General features: G+C 59.0%; 15 protein-coding genes. 14 read left to right on the forward strand and 1 reads right to left on the reverse strand.

What is annotated here, in order from left to right:
* Positions 1–50: 50 nt before the first annotated feature.
* Positions 51–449 carry a hypothetical protein gene (locus tag GOB90_RS08285; RefSeq protein ID WP_146890399.1) on the reverse strand — a complete coding sequence of 133 codons (399 nt, stop codon included), beginning with the start codon at positions 447–449 and terminating at the stop codon, positions 51–53.
* Positions 450–985: 536 nt separating this feature from the next.
* Here GOB90_RS08285 and GOB90_RS08290 point away from each other — a divergent pair.
* The 14 genes from GOB90_RS08290 (at position 986) to GOB90_RS08355 (ending at position 18,082) form a co-directional block, all read left to right on the forward strand.
* A complete protein-coding gene (locus GOB90_RS08290) occupies positions 986–2,581 on the forward strand; it encodes a Hint domain-containing protein (RefSeq protein ID WP_242011890.1) in 1,596 nt (531 codons plus the stop codon).
* Between the two features lie 447 nt (positions 2,582–3,028).
* Positions 3,029–5,167 (forward strand): AfsR/SARP family transcriptional regulator, encoded by a 2,139-nt coding sequence (locus GOB90_RS08295; protein ID WP_146890409.1) that lies wholly within the window; start codon positions 3,029–3,031, stop codon positions 5,165–5,167.
* Positions 5,168–5,342: 175 nt separating this feature from the next.
* On the forward strand, positions 5,343–5,855 hold the full coding sequence (locus tag GOB90_RS08300) for a DUF3576 domain-containing protein (protein WP_146890413.1): 513 nt from the start codon (positions 5,343–5,345) through the stop codon (positions 5,853–5,855).
* 118 nt (positions 5,856–5,973) lie between these two features.
* Complete coding sequence (leuS, locus tag GOB90_RS08305; RefSeq protein ID WP_146890418.1) at positions 5,974–8,592, forward strand: leucine--tRNA ligase; 2,619 nt, start codon at positions 5,974–5,976, stop codon at positions 8,590–8,592.
* Positions 8,593–9,294, forward strand: a complete 702-nt coding sequence (locus GOB90_RS08310) for a hypothetical protein (protein WP_146890422.1) — start codon at positions 8,593–8,595, stop codon at positions 9,292–9,294. It abuts the gene before it with no gap.
* A 26-nt stretch (positions 9,295–9,320) separates the two neighbouring features.
* Entirely contained in the window at positions 9,321–10,337 is a 1,017-nt protein-coding gene (holA, locus tag GOB90_RS08315) for a DNA polymerase III subunit delta (RefSeq protein WP_146890471.1), read from the forward strand.
* Between the two features lie 648 nt (positions 10,338–10,985).
* Positions 10,986–12,056, forward strand: coding sequence for a tRNA preQ1(34) S-adenosylmethionine ribosyltransferase-isomerase QueA (queA, locus tag GOB90_RS08320; RefSeq protein WP_146890425.1), 1,071 nt, complete (start codon positions 10,986–10,988; stop codon positions 12,054–12,056).
* A gap of 88 nt (positions 12,057–12,144) precedes the next feature.
* Positions 12,145–13,311 (forward strand): tRNA guanosine(34) transglycosylase Tgt, encoded by a 1,167-nt coding sequence (gene tgt / locus GOB90_RS08325; protein WP_146890428.1) that lies wholly within the window; start codon positions 12,145–12,147, stop codon positions 13,309–13,311.
* A gap of 82 nt (positions 13,312–13,393) precedes the next feature.
* Positions 13,394–14,485 carry a tRNA epoxyqueuosine(34) reductase QueG gene (gene queG, locus GOB90_RS08330; RefSeq protein WP_146890431.1) on the forward strand — a complete coding sequence of 364 codons (1,092 nt, stop codon included), beginning with the start codon at positions 13,394–13,396 and terminating at the stop codon, positions 14,483–14,485.
* Entirely contained in the window at positions 14,482–14,706 is a 225-nt protein-coding gene (locus GOB90_RS08335; RefSeq protein ID WP_146890434.1) for a ribbon-helix-helix domain-containing protein, read from the forward strand. Before queG ends, GOB90_RS08335 begins: the two co-directional genes overlap by 4 nt.
* 250 nt (positions 14,707–14,956) lie before the next feature.
* Positions 14,957–15,136 carry a hypothetical protein gene (locus tag GOB90_RS08340; RefSeq protein WP_146890438.1) on the forward strand — a complete coding sequence of 60 codons (180 nt, stop codon included), beginning with the start codon at positions 14,957–14,959 and terminating at the stop codon, positions 15,134–15,136.
* A 218-nt stretch (positions 15,137–15,354) separates the two neighbouring features.
* Entirely contained in the window at positions 15,355–16,182 is an 828-nt protein-coding gene (locus GOB90_RS08345) for a TerB family tellurite resistance protein (protein ID WP_146890441.1), read from the forward strand.
* Between the two features lie 540 nt (positions 16,183–16,722).
* Positions 16,723–17,424 (forward strand): MlaA family lipoprotein, encoded by a 702-nt coding sequence (locus GOB90_RS08350; protein WP_242011897.1) that lies wholly within the window; start codon positions 16,723–16,725, stop codon positions 17,422–17,424.
* A 31-nt stretch (positions 17,425–17,455) separates the two neighbouring features.
* Positions 17,456–18,082 (forward strand): MlaC/ttg2D family ABC transporter substrate-binding protein, encoded by a 627-nt coding sequence (locus tag GOB90_RS08355; protein ID WP_146890447.1) that lies wholly within the window; start codon positions 17,456–17,458, stop codon positions 18,080–18,082.
* Positions 18,083–18,231: the final 149 nt, after the last annotated feature.

Here is an 18,231-nt window from a genome sequence, read left to right on the forward strand (position 1 = left end):
TAATCAGATTACAGCCGTCAGAAACTCAGGTTATAATTTCTGTCCGAAGATCAGCCCAGAGTACCCGTGCCATTCGGCGGGAAAGTAACTGTGCTCATACCTGACACCATGCCGCATCCGTTCAGCGTTACAGCTGACTTAATCGAAGAAACGACCGTATTAAGCAAAGAAGTCGCCTGAGCGACTGTCATGCTGAGGCCTTCTGTATAACCGAGCCGGGTGTCGGTACAGACATTCTGGACAGCCGAACTGATTGTTGAACAGCTGGCGTGATTATAGATGTCCGCTGCGACGTTATATTCGCCGGCAAGGTATCCGGCATAGGCCGCTATCACAGCCGCACTCGTGCCACATGATGGCGCAGGGCTACAGGACGGCGCCGGATGACAGGAAGAAATACAGCATCCACCTGATACTTCATCAAGTTCAGTCATAGTAAGTTCACGCATCTGAATTACCCCCGTTATTTCATGATACTTCCCACATCTGACCCGTCCGCGAATCAGTGGGCAACCAAGCGCGACGCCATTACCTGACGTCTCGTCTTAAGTGGTTATTAATATTTTTTAGAGAATCGTTCCAGAGAATAAATCTCTCAACGCACAAACCGAACACGAAAAACACAACGACATTTTATATCGCAGTAATGTATCATATCAGGGCATTTTTTGACTTCGCATCCCCAAAAAAAGCGGGACACACCTCACCGAATCAGCCATATCAGCGTGCGTGTTTGAAAATAAAAAACATTAACGTTTTATTTCGTTGACAGCATATCAGGCTGGTAGTTAAAAAAAATCAAACAAGCCTTTTTCGATTCTGTTTTAAGGAACTCCACATGCTTGACAGCACAAGCAGCGCACTGGCTGCGGCAGAAGCTGTACAATACGCAGCTTACACCAGCGGTAATGGCTCGGAAGCCGATCCTTACGTGCTTGCGTCCAGTTCAGACACAATAACACTGGAAACAGGCAAATGGTACGTTTTGCCAGATGGCGCGAGTATTGGCACAGTTGTTACGAATGAGTACAATTCCTCCAAGTCCACTGGTGGAATTAATGTAAACGGCGCGCACCTCGACATCCAGACCAGTGCAAGTGTAGCCGGCACCATTAACATGGGCACTTCAGGCTCAATACTTGTTCTGGAAAATACCAGTGGAAAATGGGCTTATCAGGCCAACATGCCAGGAGCAGACCTTTCAGCCGGTGGCGACCAGTTCTACACCTACCCTTCGCTTCAGAACGCCACGATTACCAATTTCGGCTCCGGCTCCGGCATTTGCGCTGAAGATGTTCCGGGGGGGTATGGCACACTGGGCATCGCCAGTACCACTGCATCATCCGGTTCCAGCCTTGTGCTCAAGCATGACACATCGATTTCAGTTACCGACACTCCGGCCGATCCCGGCGGCAAGACGCTGCCTGGTTATATCAGTGTACCGGTCACAGTAGGAGCCAACTATCCGCTAACGTATTTCCATACCGATCCGAACAACTCCTGCCAGATTGATGGTTGTTTTCTTACCGGAACGCATATTCTGACACGCGACGGCGAAAAACCAGTTGAGACTCTGGTTGCCGGGGACGAGATCGCAGTCCTTGTTAACGACACTCTGACATATCATCCGCTTAGCTGGCTCGGACGTTCACATGCCGATGTATCCAGACTTGATTTTGAGCAGGATGCTTATCCTGTTCGTATTCATCAGGATGCGTTTGGCTCAGGAATGCCGCACCGTGATCTGCTCGTAACATCCGAACATTGTATCTATATTGACGGACAGTTTGTCCCTGTTCGCATGCTGGTCAATAACCGCTCAATCGTTATAGATCGCAGTATCCCTGCTTATGATTTTTACCATGTCGAACTCGACGAGCACGCTGTGATCGTATCCGAAGGACTGTTCAGCGAAAGCTACCTTGATACAGGAAACCGCGGAACTTTCGAAAACTCCGTCATTCGGTCCATGCGCCCACATTTCGCTGGTGGCATTATCATTTCCGGTGGCAAAAACTGGGAAAATGATGCCGCGGCACCACTGGTCACCGCACAGGACAAAGTAGAGCCTATATGGAATCAGCTGGCATCCCGGGCGAAACAGCTTGGCTTTGATAAAGATTCCGCCTCAGAGGCAGCGAAGAAGATTACTGATCCGGATCTCAGGCTGGTAACCAGGGACGGTCGTGAAATCCGGCCGGTTCGTCACACTGACCATACTTATTGCTTCATGGTTCCGGCCAATGTTGATTCCGTAAGAATCGCTTCAAACATTACTCGTCCTTCTGATGCTATTGGCCCTTTTTGTGATGACAGACGTAAACTTGGTGTCCTTATTGGCAATGTGTGCGTTACAAATGGTCGTGACCGTCAGGCCGTGACAGTTCACAAAAGTCGTGATGCGGTTGATGGATGGCACAATTTTGAAGGCGGCATTGGTCGCTGGACAGCGGGGAACGCGCTTCTGACGCTTGGACAAACTTCTGGAGGACTGTTTGCAAAAATGGTTGAGATTGAAGTGCTGTCTGCTGGCCCATATCTTGTCAGAAATACAGGTAAAACAGATATCCAGGTCGCCTGACTTTTATACTCTCTTCGCCTGGCCCGGACGCTCATCGGGCTGATTCTGAAATACGGGAAAGGAGGGTTTTTACCCTCCTTTTTTGTTGTTCGAAAAACTTAATACCAGAGAAACGATAAGGCCACGCTCTGGCAAAGCCCACATAACAACGCATATGCCCGGCTTCACATATTATGCTGGTTGTTTACATAATATTCCTGCCACTGCGATATAGTGGAATCATTCGTTCAGACTTTCGGCATCACGACCTGCCTTACGTCTCCATGAATTCGGAAACAATTTAGAAACAGGCATTCACTCGTGCGAAACTGTTTTACCTTATTTTCCATATTACGGAGTTGTGCTCTCTGAGCCGGAACTCTCACAAAGGGAATCTGAAAGTCCGCAACTGGTTCATCTGGTCTGGTTATCAGCTGATGTGCCAATGAACGAAGCGGGCAGGAGCACATGAGTTTGTTTGAGCTGACCAAGCCAGGATTGAGAAAATCCGACGCAGCAATTCTGCGCATTGAACTTCTCGGTTCAATGTCGGCTCATATGCTCGACGGCTCCGTAATCACTCCGACCGGCGCCAAAACCAGAGGTCTTCTGGCGATACTGGCGTTATCTGACCGAAGGACGGTGACCCGACGTACGCTGGCCAGCCTTCTCTGGAGCCGCCGTTCGGATGAACAGGCACGTGCTTCGCTAAGGCAGGAAATTCACCGGCTTGCCGAAGCACTTAGTCCTCTGGGGACAGATATTATCGATGTCCAGAGACACACTCTGGCCCTGAAGCCCGTACTGACGACAGTGGATGCCGAGCGGTATCTGAATGCAACAACATCCGGTATCCTTAAACTCCCGGAAACGGCCGCCACCCTGCTGACCGATCTCGACTCTGTCGATCCGGCGCTTGATGAATGGCTGTCAGCGCAACGAAACCGGCTGCGGGAACATCTCGTCACGACTCTTGAACAGGCTCTCGCCGCACTGCCGGAGACCGAGCAAAGAATGGCAGTTGCGGCACGTCTGCTGCGTCTGGACCGGCTTAACGAAAATGCGTGGCAGGCTCAGTTGCGCGAACTTGCGCGTCGAAATGACACCGGGGCCGGCCTCCTCGCGGCAGAACAATGCGTAATTACGTTCCGCGATACCCTTGATGCGGAGCCGGGTCCGGGAACCATGGCTATTATCTCAGAACTTCGCGCTCAGCATGCGAATGGAAAAGCAGGTTCTGAGAGCGCGTCCTGGATGGCGGAGAGCATAGCTCATGCATCTCAGAGCAGCGGAACTTACCGGGCGGCGGGACTGTCCTCAGCGGAACATATCGCACGCCATGGCATCCTGAACAGCCATATCGCAAGTGTTGGATTCTTACACATACAAGGTGCACAGCTTCTGTCAGTTTCAGCCGATCAGGCTGACAATCTGTTTGATTTTCTCATCATCCAGCTGGTTCAGTTCGGTTTCCTGTCTGTCTTTCCATGTCAGAAAATTGCGCCCGGGACGGGAAGCATAGCAGCCTCAGAAAACTACCCGCAGTCTGATTATCTCGTAGAAACCAGACTACAGCCCGGCACCACATCACCTGTTGAAGGACTGGCGCGCGCCCCCCGTCATGCCACAAGATTAACTGTCCGCCTCACGGACCGGCGGCACGGCGGCGTCATCGTCTGGGCCGAGCGGTTCCATGTCACGCCCGAAACCATTGATGCCGTTGCTTCTCTCATGACGACAGAAATTGCCTGGCGCATAGCTGTCACGGAGGCCCGGAATACGACAGGACGTGCAGCAGAGGATCTTCTTCCCGTCGAAGCCGGGTTACGTTCGCTTGCACTTATCAACCGGAACGAACCCGCAGTTTATTCACAAGTGGAGACGTTACTCGAACGTGGATTACAACGTGATCCTGAGCATCCGTTCCTGCTTCTTGTTTCTGCAATTTTCAGGCTGATACGTTCTTTCGAGCAATGGAACGAAACGGCATACACACAGGATATCGAAGCAGCGACTGAGGCCGCGCGCCAACTGGTCCACGCAATGCCTGAAAGCATGATCGGCAGGCTTATTCTGGCAAGACTGCTTCTGAATATTCCGGGTGAAGCGAACTATGGCGCAAATCTGCTCGCTGAGATAGCGCCGGCAACCCCTTCAGCCGGCCTCATTGCCGCAATCAGCGCTTACTCGAAGCTCGTCAGTGGAGATACAGATGCCGCACGCAGCAGCCTGGAATTATTTATCAGGTCTCACGCGACACACCCTTTCGCGGACCTGTTTGATACTGATTTTGTGCTTTTGCTCCTCCTGACCGGTTGCACCGAAGAGGCGATCCGGCGGGCAAAAACCTCCATCAGCACGGCGCCAACCCGCGTAGCAATGCTCGTGCTTTATCTTGCTGCGCTGCAGAAACTCCAGTACGAGGACGGGACAGATACCGAAGATGAAAAGGCCGACATTAAAGGGCGTCTTGCCTGTCTGGCACCTTCGCTTTCGGTGGACACCGTAATGGAACATTACAGTCATCTCCCTGCGCTACAGCAACTGATGCTTCGTCGATTGCTGACTGACGCAGGACTGTCCGAAACTGCATCTGTTTTGAATTAAAATGCCTGATACCCCGGAAGAAAGACCGGCGGCGCTTGGCTCCGCCTGCTCAACGGGATATGAAAGCCTGGCCAGACTACTTGCGGTCATGCCCCATTCTGCCGCCTCCGAGGCCGGGAGATGCCACAAAGGCGGGGGCTGTTGGCGTGCCTTTCTACAGGAGTCGCAGCACCACATGTCCACCACTCGTCCCTGCCAGACTTCATTGTATGTCAGACATACAACGCACCTGGTTGCTGTTCTCACGCTTTTTACACTGACAGCCTGTTCAGGCGGCGATAAGGCCAGCGACCTGACCGCGCCGAGAAATCACCTTCTCAGCGAGGATCGTGGAGCGACCGGAGGTGATGACCAGCTAAACGGGGGTGTTAACGCCTACCTGTGGCGTGGTGCTCTGGATACCCTGTCCTTCATGCCTATTGCGTCGGCTGACGCCGTAGGAGGCTTCATCCTGACCGACTGGTATACACCGCCGGCAGCACATGGTGAGCGTTTTAAGATTACGGCCTATATTCTTGACCGCCGCCTCCGTTCCGATGCCCTGCGGGTAAGTGTTTTCCGCCAGATGCAGCAGGATGGCGCCTGGATTGATACGCCGCCAGCCGCGAACATGGCATCGGACATTACATCGAAAATCCTGGCACGGGCACGTGAGCTTCGGGCCGACAACGGAAACCGCGACAACTGAGATCAGGCAGCGCCTCCCGGCTATTGTCGGGAGCAACCTGTCAGCGTGATCCGGCTCATATCCGCTTCTTTACGCAGCACATTATGAGCCTTTTTTTCTGTATCCTGGATAAGACACCATGACTGCCGATGATACTCTGACCCATTACGACTTTCGCAACGTGGAAAGCCACTGGCAGGAAGAATGGGAGAAGGCCGGTGTCTTTACGGTTCCCGATATTCCGCCTGCCGGAAAACCGAAATACTATGTCCTGGAAATGTTTCCCTATCCGTCCGGGCAGCTTCATATGGGCCATGTGCGGAATTACGCGCTGGGCGATGTAATCGCGCGGTATAAACGGGCACGTGGGTTCTCGGTTCTGCATCCGATGGGATGGGATGCGTTTGGGTTGCCCGCTGAAAATGCAGCGCGTGAGCGTGGCGTACATCCGAAAGAGTGGACCCTGGCGAATATTGCCGCGATGCGTGAGACATTGCAGCGTCTGGGATTTTCGCTCAACTGGGATCGGGAAATTGCCACGTGCCTGCCGGATTACTACGGCAAGCAGCAGAAGCTGTTTCTGGATTTCCTGAAAGCCGGTCTGGTTGACCGGCGGGAATCCTGGGTGAACTGGGACCCGGTGGATCATACGGTTCTGGCTAACGAACAGGTTGTCGATGGCAAGGGCTGGCGTTCCGGGGCGCTGATCGAAAAAAAGAAGCTTTCGCAGTGGTTTCTGCGCATTACGAAATTCGCGCCGGATCTGCTGGACGGGCTGAAAACACTGAAGCGCTGGCCGGACCGGGTCCGGGTGATGCAGGAGCGCTGGATCGGCCGGTCAGAGGGGGCGCGTCTGCGGTTTTCACTTGCTCAGCCGCCTCATGGGTTTGATGAGAATCTTGACTCCGTTGAAGTGTTCACCACCCGACCGGAAACATTGTTCGGCATGTCGTTTCTGGCCATTGCTCCGGATCATCCGCTCGCCGCCAAAGTGGCGGCCCGGAATACGGAGGCCGCCGCATTTGTGGCCGAGTGTCGCCGGATGGGAACATCTGTCGAGGCGGTTGAAACAGCGGAGAAGCGCGGGCTGGATACCGGGCTCCGGGTCAGCCACCCCTTTTTACCGGATGCGACTTTCCCGGTCTGGATCGCCAACTTCGTACTGATGGATTATGGCACCGGCGCACTGTTCGGCTGCCCCTCCGGCGACCAGCGCGATCTGGATTTCGCCCGTAAATACGATCTTCCTGTCAAAGCTGTCGTGCTGCCGGCGGGCGAGGATGCCGCGAGCTTCGGGATTACGAAGAAGGCGTGGACCGGCGAAGGCACGATGATCAATTCCGGATTTCTGGATGGAGAGACCTGCGAAGCGGCCCGGAAAGAAGCGATTGCCCGCCTTGAGGGGCTTGGAATCGGAAGTGGCGTCGTTAACTGGCGGCTACGGGACTGGGGTGTCTCGCGTCAGCGTTACTGGGGCTGCCCGATCCCGGTCATTCACTGTGAGAGCTGCGGCGCCGTGCCGGTTCCGGATGACCAGCTTCCTGTCGTGCTGCCGGAAGATGTCACCTTTGACCGGCCGGGGAACCCGCTCGATCATCACCCGACATGGAAGCATGTGTCCTGCCCGTCCTGCGGTAAGCCAGCCTTACGCGAAACGGACACGTTCGATACGTTTGTCGACAGCTCCTGGTATTTCGCGCGGTTCACCGCGCCGCATGCCGATACGCCGACGGTGCGGGCCGCAGCGGACGGGTGGCTGGCGGTCGATCAGTATATTGGCGGCATCGAACATGCCATTCTGCACTTGCTCTATGCCCGTTTCTTTACGCGGGCCATGCGGGAAACCGGCCATCTCGACGTGACCGAACCCTTTGCCGGGCTCTTTACGCAGGGCATGGTCAATCACGAGAGCTACAAAGACAGTGACGGAAACTGGCTGTATCCGGAAGAAGTGGAGCGCGGTTCTTCCGGTGCGACGCATCGCGGGACCGGCAATGCTGTAACGGTTGGCCGTGTCGAGAAGATGTCCAAATCGAAGCGGAACACGGTGGCGCCGTCGGCAATCATCGATCGGTTTGGTGCTGATACCGCCCGCTGGTTCGTGCTTTCGGACAGCCCGCCGGAACGGGATATGGAGTGGACGGAGGCCGGGGTTGCCGGTGCGGGGCGCTTCGTGCAGCGGCTGTTCCGCATCGTACGAAGCGTGGTGGCCGATTGTACGGCGGATGCGGCGCTTCCGGATGACATCTCCACAGCGGGAGACACATTGCGGCGTGCGACGCATCGCACGATTGCGGCCGTGACGGAGGCTCTTGAGGGGTTTGCCGTCAATGTCGCCGTGGCGCGGCTGCATGAGCTGACCTCGGCGCTGGCTGATGCCGAGCGTTCCGCGAAAGAAGCCGGAGTCGCATTCGCGCGGCGTGAAGCGGCGCGGACGCTCTCGCTGCTTGTCGCGCCGATGATGCCACATCTGGCGGAAGAGCTTCTGGCGGCGCTTGAGCCGGGTCAGTCTCTGGCGGCTGAGCGGAGCTGGCCGGAAGCCGATCCGGCTTTGCTGGCTGTGACGCAGGTTCATCTTGCGGTTCAGATCATGGGGAAACTGCGCGGCACGATCGAAGCGGAGCCTGATGAAGACCCGGCGGCTGTGCTGGCGCGTGCCGAAGCGGAACCTAATGTGGCCCGGCTTCTTGAGGGGCAGCGGATCGTGAAGCGTATTCATGTCCCGAACCGGATCGTCAATTTCGTGGTGGCAAAATAAATGAGCGTTTCACGCAACCGTTTCTCCGCTCTGCTGACAAAGGTTGCGTGCAGGCTCGTGCTGACTGCGCCGCTCTGCATTACGGCGTGTGGTTTCCAGCCGCTTTATCAGGATACGGCGCATCATGCCGGCGTCAGTGAAACGCTGAAGCGGATCTATGTCGCCGGGATTCCGGATCGTTACGGCCAGCTTGTGCGGCTGGCTCTGCAGCAGGACATGGCAGGCGCGGGGCCGGAAGATCCCGACGGGTATACGATCTATGTGAGCCCTTCAATGAGCAACGAGTCCGTCGATATTCACGCCGACAACACTTCGGGCCGGAACCGTGTCGTGGGACGCGCCCACTGGCGGCTGTTTACTGTCGGCCAGCATCCCAAACTGCTTGCGGAAGGGGATGCGACGACAATGGATGGAATCAATAATACCTTCGAGCAGTATTTTGCTCAAAACATGAATACCGAGACGTTGCAGACCCGTGTGGCGCAGACGCTTGCTGAGAGTGTGACGCAGCAGGTGGCCATCTGGTTTGAAACAAAGGCGCCGACCGAGAAAAACAAGAAGAAAGCACCTGTCTATTATCCGATCCCGAATGGCATGCCTAACTCCAGTGAGGAGCAGCCTGTCGAACGGGCCGGTGATGACGGTCTGCCGGCGATGGCCACCGGGCGGCTGGACCCGAACAGCGATCCTACCAACTACTAAAAGACAGGCGGGCTGATTGCGGCATGGTGAAGGTCGATACCCGCTCGATCGGTAAGGTGCTGAATGCGCCGGATGCCTGGCGTTTTGTTCTGCTGCATGGTGATGACAGCGGGCTGATCCGGGAATATGCGTCCGATCTGGTGAAGCGCGTGGCCGGATCGCTGGACGACCCGTTCCGGGTGGCCGCGCTGTCGCGCGAGACGCATGACCGTTTTGAGGAAGAAGCGACGGCTTTGTCGCTGGACGGCGGGCAGCGGGTGGTCTGGGTTCGGGAGGGGACGGACAGCCTTGCCCGGCCTGTTTCCTCTGTTCTGGACGGCGCGGGTTCGGCGGTGATTATTGTCGAGGCCGGTGTGCTGCCGGCACGGGGAAAGCTGCGGAAGCTGGCGGAGGAGCGGTCGGATTCCGCATCAATCGGGTGTTATCCGGAGGAAGGCCGCGCGCTGGAGAATTCGGTGCGACAGATGTTCGCTGAGCGGCAGGTCGGGATCACATCCGAGGCGCTGGGCTGGCTGGTGTCTCAGTTAGGGGCGGATCGGATCGGGGTTCGCAATGAGATTGAGAAACTGGCGCTCTATGCCGGTCCAGATCATGAACTGGACCTGGAGGATGTCCGGATCTGTATTGGTGATTCCGGTTCGGCTTCGATTGATGATTCGGTGTTTCTTGCCATGGAGGGCGACCGGGGCGGCACGGATCTGGCGCTGGAGCGGGCTTTGTCCGAGGGGGCGAATCCTGTGGCGGTGGCGCGGGTTCTGCTGGGGCATATCGGGCGCCTGCGGCGGGTGAAGGCGGCGACGGAACAGGGGCAGTCTCAGTCGGAGGCCATGAAGTCGCTGCGTCCGCCGGTGTTTTTCAAAAAACAGCAGGGGTTTGAGCGGGCGCTTGGTCTGTGGTCCCTGCCCGCGCTGACGGACCTGGCACGACGGACGCAGGCGTTTGAGCTTTCATGCAAGCAGACCGGGGCGATGGATGTGCTGCTGTGCCGGCGGCATCTTTCGGTCATTGCGGCGCGGGCCGCGGCGGCGGCCCGGAGACGATGAGGACGGGTGGCGGCATGGCGCTGTGTTCCTGATCAGACTGGATGATTTGTGACAGAAGACCTGTCTCCGTGATCGGGGACCAACCGTTTTTTGTGTGGGATCTGTTGCGGGGACAGGACGGAGTCAGGGTGGATTCCGGACTGTTACGGACTTTTTTGTTTTACATTCGCAATATAAATCCGGTGTAGTTTCCGGGACCTGGAAGATTGCGGATCGCGCTCTTCGGGGAGAGTTTTCCAGCAGGGTATGGGGAGCCTGTCAGCCGGGCTGTGATCCCTGCGGGAGGCGCGTGTTCCTGTATTATCTGTCCGGATATTGTTTGCGGGTGAAATTCCGGCACGCCTCTGGCTCTGGTCGCATGAAGTGTTGCTGCTTTTCTCAGGGCCTTGCTCTGAAACCCGCCAGAGGCCGGGGCCTTTGGAACCCGGTTTGTTTATCAACGGATCGGGACGCAGGGGCCTGCGGCTCCTGTCGGGTTCGGGCAGAGCCCGGGCTGGCACCGACCCGTGGAAAATCACCCCTCAACAGTTAACGCTAACAAAACCTGTCCGAACGCCACGATCTCTGTCGGGTTGTGAGTGAGGTTGGAGTCGGTTCATCGTGAAGAGGCTGGCGCAAAGGAGCCGGAATTCGTAAAGGCTGCGGCCTATGGACGATCTTACTGCTGATTTCGACTTTGACCTGCCGCAGGAACGGATTGCGCAGCATCCGGTGAAGCCGCGAGACAGTGCGCGGCTGCTGGATGTGCCGTGTGATCCGGGGGTGCCGGTTGTGGACCGGCATGTCCGGGATCTGCCGGGGCTGTTGCGGGCCGGGGATCTGCTGGTGGCCAATGATACGGCGGTGATTCCGGCGCAGCTGCATGCGCGGCGGGGCGTGGCTAAGATCGGGGTGACGCTGGATCAGCATCAGGCGGACGGGTCGTGGAGCGCGCTGATTAAAAATTCGAAGCGGCTGCGGACGGGAGATGTGCTGACGTTTCCCGGGGCTTCGGACGGGGATGTGGCGACGGTTGCGAGCCTGGATGGCGAAGGCGGGGCGACGTTGCGGTTTTCCTGTGAGGGAGAAGCGTTTGACGGCTTTCTCCGCAAGGCGGGGGCGCTGGCGTTGCCGCCCTATATTGCGCGTCCTTCAGGGCCGACGGCGGAGGACGAAGTCGATTACCGGACGATTTTCGCGGAACATCGGGGGGCTGTGGCAGCGCCGACGGCGGGGCTGCATTTCACCCCGGAGTTGCTGGCCAGGCTGGATGAGGCGGGTATCGGGCGGGAGACGCTGACGCTGCATGTGGGGGCCGGGACGTTTCTTCCGGTTCGGTCGGAGACATTGTCGGCGCATAAGATGCATGCGGAGCGGGGGATCATCACGCGGCGGGCGGCGGACCGGATCAACGAGACGCGGGCGCAGGGCGGCCGGATCGTTGCGGTGGGGACAACATCGCTGCGGCTGCTGGAGAGTGCGGCGGATGAGGGTGGCACGGTGAGGCCGTTTGACGGGGAGACGTCGATTTTCATTCATCCGGGGTATCGGTTCCGGGCGGTGGATCTGCTGATGACGAATTTCCATCTGCCGCGTTCGACGCTGTTCATGCTGGTCTGTGCGTTTGCGGGGACGGAGCGGATGCGGGCGGCTTATGCGCATGCGGTGTCGGACGGGTACCGGTTTTATTCTTATGGGGATGCGTGTCTGTTACGCCGGACGGACGCGGTTTGTCCGTAACAGAATGGTTTGCAAGGATCCGCAACCTTTGCCGGGTTTCAGGGCGCTGCCCTGAGGCTTTTGCTATGACTCAGAGAACTGGACCGAGATGAAAAGCGACACATTCCGCTGGATCTGTGAATCCACCGATGGCGCGGCGCGGGCGGGGCGGCTGCAGACGGCGCACGGGCCGGTTGAGACACCGACCTTCATGCCGGTTGGCACGGCCGGCACGGTCAAGGCTATGACGATGGATGCGGTGCGGTCCACGGGCGCGGGGATTGTGCTGGGCAATACGTATCATCTGATGCTGCGCCCGGGCGCGGAGCGGGTGCGGGCTCTGGGCGGGCTGCATCGGTTCATGGACTGGCCGGGACCGATTCTGACGGATTCCGGCGGGTTTCAGGTGATGTCGCTCGGGGCGTTGCGGAAGCTGGATCAGGACGGGGTGACGTTTCAGTCGCATATTGACGGGTCGAAGCACCGGCTGGACCCGGAGCGTTCGACGGTGATTCAGCATGCGCTGGATGCGACGATCACGATGTGTCTGGATGAATGTCCGGCGCTGCCGGCGGCGCCTGAGGCGATTGCGGCTTCTATGCGGATGTCGATGCGGTGGGCGGCGCGGTCCCGCGAGGCGTTTGTGGCGCGTCCGGGTTACGGGCAGTTCGGGATTGTGCAGGGCGGGACGGAGCCGGAGCTGCGGGCGGAGAGTGTGAAGGCGCTGACGGATATTGGTTTTGAGGGGTATGCGGTTGGCGGTCTGGCGGTTGGCGAGGGTCAGGCGCTGATGTTCTCGACGCTGGATGTGACGACGCCTCTGATGCCGGTCGATGCGCCGCGTTATCTGATGGGCGTGGGGACGCCGGACGATCTGCTGGGAGCGGTGGAGCGCGGGATCGACATGTTCGACTGCGTGATGCCGACGCGGGCGGGGCGGACGGCGCGGGCTTATACCGAGCGTGGGACTCTGAATCTGCGGAATGCGCGGTTTGCGGAGGATGCGCGGCCGCTCTCGCCGCATTGCGACTGTCTGGCGTGTTCGCGGCATTCGCGGGCGTATCTGCATCATCTGTTCCGGACGAACGAGATTCTCGCGCCGATGCTGCTGACCTGGCATAATCTGGCGTATTATCAGCGGCTGATGCGGGGCATCCGGATGGCGATTGTCGATGGCACGTTGTCGGCGCACGGGGCGCATCTGCGGGCGGAATGGGCCATGGAGGACTGGTCTGAGGATGAGATGCCGCAGCCGGTCATTCCGCCTGTGCCCTGATGATCGGGGCTATGTCCTCACCCGGTCGGGCGCGCGGCGGCCTGCGTGCTGACCTGTTTAATACAATGGGATTCGGGCGGAGATGGTTTCCGGCGGGTTCGGGGCACGGGTTCCGGTGAGTTCTTCTTCTCTGGCGGAGCGCATTCGGGAGCGTGCTTTTGCGCTGGGGTTTGATGCGTTCGGGATTTGCGACGCGGAGACCGGCCCGGAGGCGGGTGAGCGGCTGAGGGCGTTTGTGGCGGACGGGCGGCACGGCACGATGGGCTGGCTGGCGGAGCGGGTGGAGGCACGGGCGCATCCGCAGGGGTTGTGGCCTGAGGCGCGGAGTGTGATTTCGGTCGGGATGTCTTATGCGCCTGAAGGCGATCCGCTGGCGACACTGGGGCTGCCGGGGGCGGGAAATATCTCGGTTTATGCACGGCATCGCGATTATCACGATATCATCAAGGGGTTGCTGAAGCATCTGGCGCAGTTCGTGGTGGTCGAGTCACGGCGTGGCGGGGTTGAGGCCGGGGTGAAGGTGTTTGTGGACACGGCGCCGGTGCCGGAGAAGCCGCTGGCGGAGCGGGCGGGGCTGGGCTGGCAGGGCAAGCACACGAATGTGGTGTCGCGGGACCATGGAAGCTGGCTGTTGCTGGGAGAGGTTTACACGACGCTCGTGCTGCCGCCGACGGCGCATCGGGCGGGGCAGTGCGGGAGTTGCACGCGGTGTCTGGTGGCGTGTCCGACGGATGCGTTTCCCGCGCCGTATGAGATGGATGCGCGGCGGTGCATTTCCTATCTGACGATCGAACATGCGGGGCCGGTTCCGGAAGAGTTTCGGGTGGCGATGGGGAACCGGATTTACGGCTGCGATGACTGTCTGGCGGCGTGTCCGTGGAACCGGTTTGCGGCGGAGTCCCGGCATCTGAAGCTGCGGGCGCGGGAGGATCTGGTGGCGCCGGATCTGGCGGAGCTGGCGGTTCTGGACGATTCGGGGTTCAGGCGGCTGTTTTCGGGGTCTCCGATCAAGCGGATCGGGCGGGGGCGGTTTGTGCGCAATGTCCTGATTGCCGCGGGCAATTCCGGGGACGCCCGGCTGCTGGAGGTGGTGCAGGGTTTGTGTGAGGATTCCGATCCTGTTGTGGCGGAGGCGGCGCGGTGGGCGTGCGGGCGACTCGGGGCGGCGGAATGACGCGGCATCTGGCCAAGCGCAGTCTGGTGCTCTCCGGCCATGGAACGAGTGTGGCGCTGGAGGCTGAGTTCTGGGACGTTCTGGACGGGATGGCGGCTGTGCGGGGGGAGTCCGTGGCGCAGCTGGTGGAGAGCATTGACGTAACGCGCGATCCGGGGCGGCCGCTGGCGTCCGCGTTGCGGATTGCCGCGCTGCTGCATGTGAGATCGTCCGGCGTCTGAGACTGGGGACGGATAGAGTGCCCGAGTCGCCCGCAGTCCACGGCGGATTTCCGGGGAACGAGACGTGCGATAGGCCGGCCGCATGCTTCCACGGGACGACAGAACCGGCCCCTTTTTGCGTTTAGCTAACAAGATGAAAAACTTATCTGCCGCCCCTATGATTATTAACTTTTCAGAAAGAGCAACTGCTCTAGCGTCCCTCCGGCGGCGGGAGAACGCCGAAAATCGATCAAACCGAGATGAGGATTCCATGTCTGCCAACGTCCTGCGTATGCCTCATTGTCCGCAGACCAGTCCGCTGATGATTTCGCATTCCCTGTTGCAGATGGCTGATGTTGTCTGGCGCGCCGGTCTGCCGGGGCTGGCGAAGGAGCTTGTGGGGCTGGCGCATTCCGCGATTGACCGGCCTTCTGATCAGGCGGGGCTGTGAGTGCGCCCGGCTCTGCCCGAATCCGTCAGGGGTGCGTCACGCGAAAGCGTGCCATTGCACGACGGCCCCTGCGCCCCGACTGGCTGTTTTTCCGGAGGCCCCGGCTTCTGGCGGGTTTCAGGGCAACGCCCTGAGAACGGCAGCGACACATAATCCGGACAGAACCACGCGGTAAGGGTGGGCTTGGGCGGTTTTATCAGCGGTGCTAGAGTCGGATTATGAGCATCTGGGGTAAAGTATTCGGCACTGTGGCCGGGTTTGCGGTTGGCGGGCGGATGGGAGCGGTGCTTGGCGCCGCGCTGGGTCATGCCGCTGATCGCGGCACATTGCTGGAGCCGCCTTCGGGGGGCTGGAGCGACCGCTGGGCGTCCCGTGCCGCGCCTGATCCGAACGGAGCCGCTGCGTTTGTTGCGGCGAAATTCGCGGCGGTGACGGGTCGGAAGGACCAGCTTTACGCGCTCTGCACGATCATTCTGACGGCCAAGCTTGCGAAGTGCGATGCGCCGGTTAACCGGCGGGAGATCGACGCTTTCAAGAGCCGTCTGCGGGTTCCGCCGGAGAATGTCGCCGAGGTGGGACGTCTGTTCGATCTCGCCCGGCAGCGGACGGATGATTACGAGCATTTTGCCCGGGAGCTGGGGCACAGCTTCCGCGATGACAAGCTGATGCTTGAGGATCTGCTGTCCACTCTGTTTTTCATTGCCCGGGCCGACTGTCCGAAAGGTCAGCCTCTGCATCCGGCCGAGATTCGGTTTCTCTCGCGGGTTCACAAGGCGTTCGGGCTCAGCCAGGGCGCGTGGGACCGGGGGGAATCCGGGCGGTCGCGTCCGGCGATGGCGGAGGATGACGCCTATACCGTTCTCGGGGTGTCGATGACGGCGACGAATGAAGAGATCCGGGCCACATGGCGCACGCTTGTACGGACGCATCATCCCGACACTCTGACGGCGCGCAATGCCAGTCCGGACGAGATCAGCGTGTCGGTGGCGAAAATCTCGAAAATTAACGCGGCCTGGGACGTTATAAAGCGCGACCGGCGGTTGTAGGACCGGGCTTTCCGCCCGCTGCTTCGCATCGGTTCTGCCCGCGTTATGTCTTGCTGTCCGCATCGGGGCTTTGCCCTGGAAACCATCCGGGGCGCGGGCTTCCGGAGGCCGGTTTGCCGATCAGAGGCGAGCGGAGTCTCAACTTTCTGTCATGAACGGCGTTCAGGTTCCGGCGTCGTATTCCGTGCTTCGGGGAGGTGCGGCACATCGGTCACAGCGGCTGGTTGTGCGCTCCGGGACGGGAAGTTCCGTGCCTTCCGCTGATTGCATCCGTAACGCGACGTGTTAGAGAGGGCAGGGATCTGACGATTTTTGCCGGCCGGAAGAGCTGGTTCCGCCGGGGGACTGAAGGATTCCGGCAAGATCGAAGTTGCAACGGAGACACTCACGGGTATGGGTTCAGTCACTGACAATCAGCAGATTGCTTCCCTCCCGGGCGGTTTGGCACAGCGTTCAGTTCCTTTTCACAGGCGATACAGGGCCGCTGGCCGGTTTGGCTCCCTGGTTCTTGGCGCTCTGACGCTGGCCGGGTGTGCGTCCATGGTCGCGCCGAAGCCCAAAGATCCGGATGCACTGGCTGAATATGAAGAAGCCAATGACAGATTCGAGCCGCTGAACCGCAAGATGTATAATCTGTCGGTCTGGGCCGATAAATATTCTCTGCGTCCGGTGGCCAAGGCTTATGTGTGGGCGGTGCCCCGGCCTGTTCGCAGTTCGCTGGGCAACATGATCCGGACGATGAACGAGCCGGTTGTGTTCTTCAACGATGTCGGGGCCGGCAAGCCGCGCCGGGCGGGCGATTCGTTCGCGCGGTGGTGCATTAACATGGTGGCCGGTGTCGGTGGTTTTGTGGATGTGGCCAAATATGTCGGCTATCCGCATCATGATAACGATGGCGGTCTGACGCTGGCGACGTGGGGCATTGCTTCCGGTCCTTATCTGTTCCTGCCGATGATGGGGCCGTCTTCCATTCGTGACGGGGTCGGCTACGGGATCGATCAGGGGCTGTCGCCGTGGAATTATGTTCCGCGTGGATACGGTCTGATTACTTTTAACTGGGCCTATAATATCATGGGGACGATCAACACGCGCGCTGATCATCTTGACGACCTTGATCAGGTTCAGCGTGACGCGCTTGATCCGTATGCCACCATTCGCAGCGCCTATCAGCAGCAGCGCAAGGCGCTGGCCGATTCCATCAAGAACGACCACCGGGCGACCGTGCCTGACTGGTACAACTGATCCGATGCAGGACGACCAGGGACAATTCACCATGAAGACCAGCTTAAGCCGCCGTTTTGTGCTTGGGGCCATTGCGGCTCTGGCTCTGATTGCCGGCCTGAACCGCCCTGCGTCTGCGGCAGAATCGGCAACTGATTTCGTTCGTCACCTCGGGACCCAGCTTGTCGGGATCGTTAACAGCGATCTTTCCTCGTCGGAGAAGAAGCAGAAGGTTCTGCCGCTGTTGCAGAGCGACGTTGATGTCGATGCGATCGGGCGGTTCTGTCTCGGGCGCTACTGGCGCATGGCCACGCCGGAACAGCAGGCGACTTATCTGAAGCTGTTTCATCAGATTCTTGTGAACGCGATCACGGACAAGCTGGGCGATTATCGCGGCGTCAGCTTCACGATCGGATCGACGACGCCGAGTGGTGAGGATCAGGCTGTGGATGCGATTCTGCATCGTCCGCAGCAGGCGGATGCGAACATGCAGTGGATTGTCAGCACGGCTGGCGGTTCACCTAAGGTTGTGGATGTGATTGGCGAGGGTGCGAGTCTGCGTCTGACGCAGCGTCAGGACTATGCCTCTTATATTCAGCGGACTGGTGGCAAGGTCGATACGTTGCTGAGTGCGCTTCAGCGTCAGCTCGACAAGCATCGCGCGGCGGAGGGCGACTGATTTCTCAGGGCTCTGCCCTGACGCCCGCCGGAAGCCGCGCCGCGGTCCGGGAAGAGTCCGGAATAGTTATGGCGGCGACACATCACGGTGTTCTGAACAGTACGAACGGCCTTGCACCGGATCAGGTGTGAGGCCGTTTTTCTGTGTTA

The organism is Acetobacter oeni, from assembly GCF_011516825.1.
GTDB lineage: Bacteria > Pseudomonadota > Alphaproteobacteria > Acetobacterales > Acetobacteraceae > Acetobacter > Acetobacter oeni.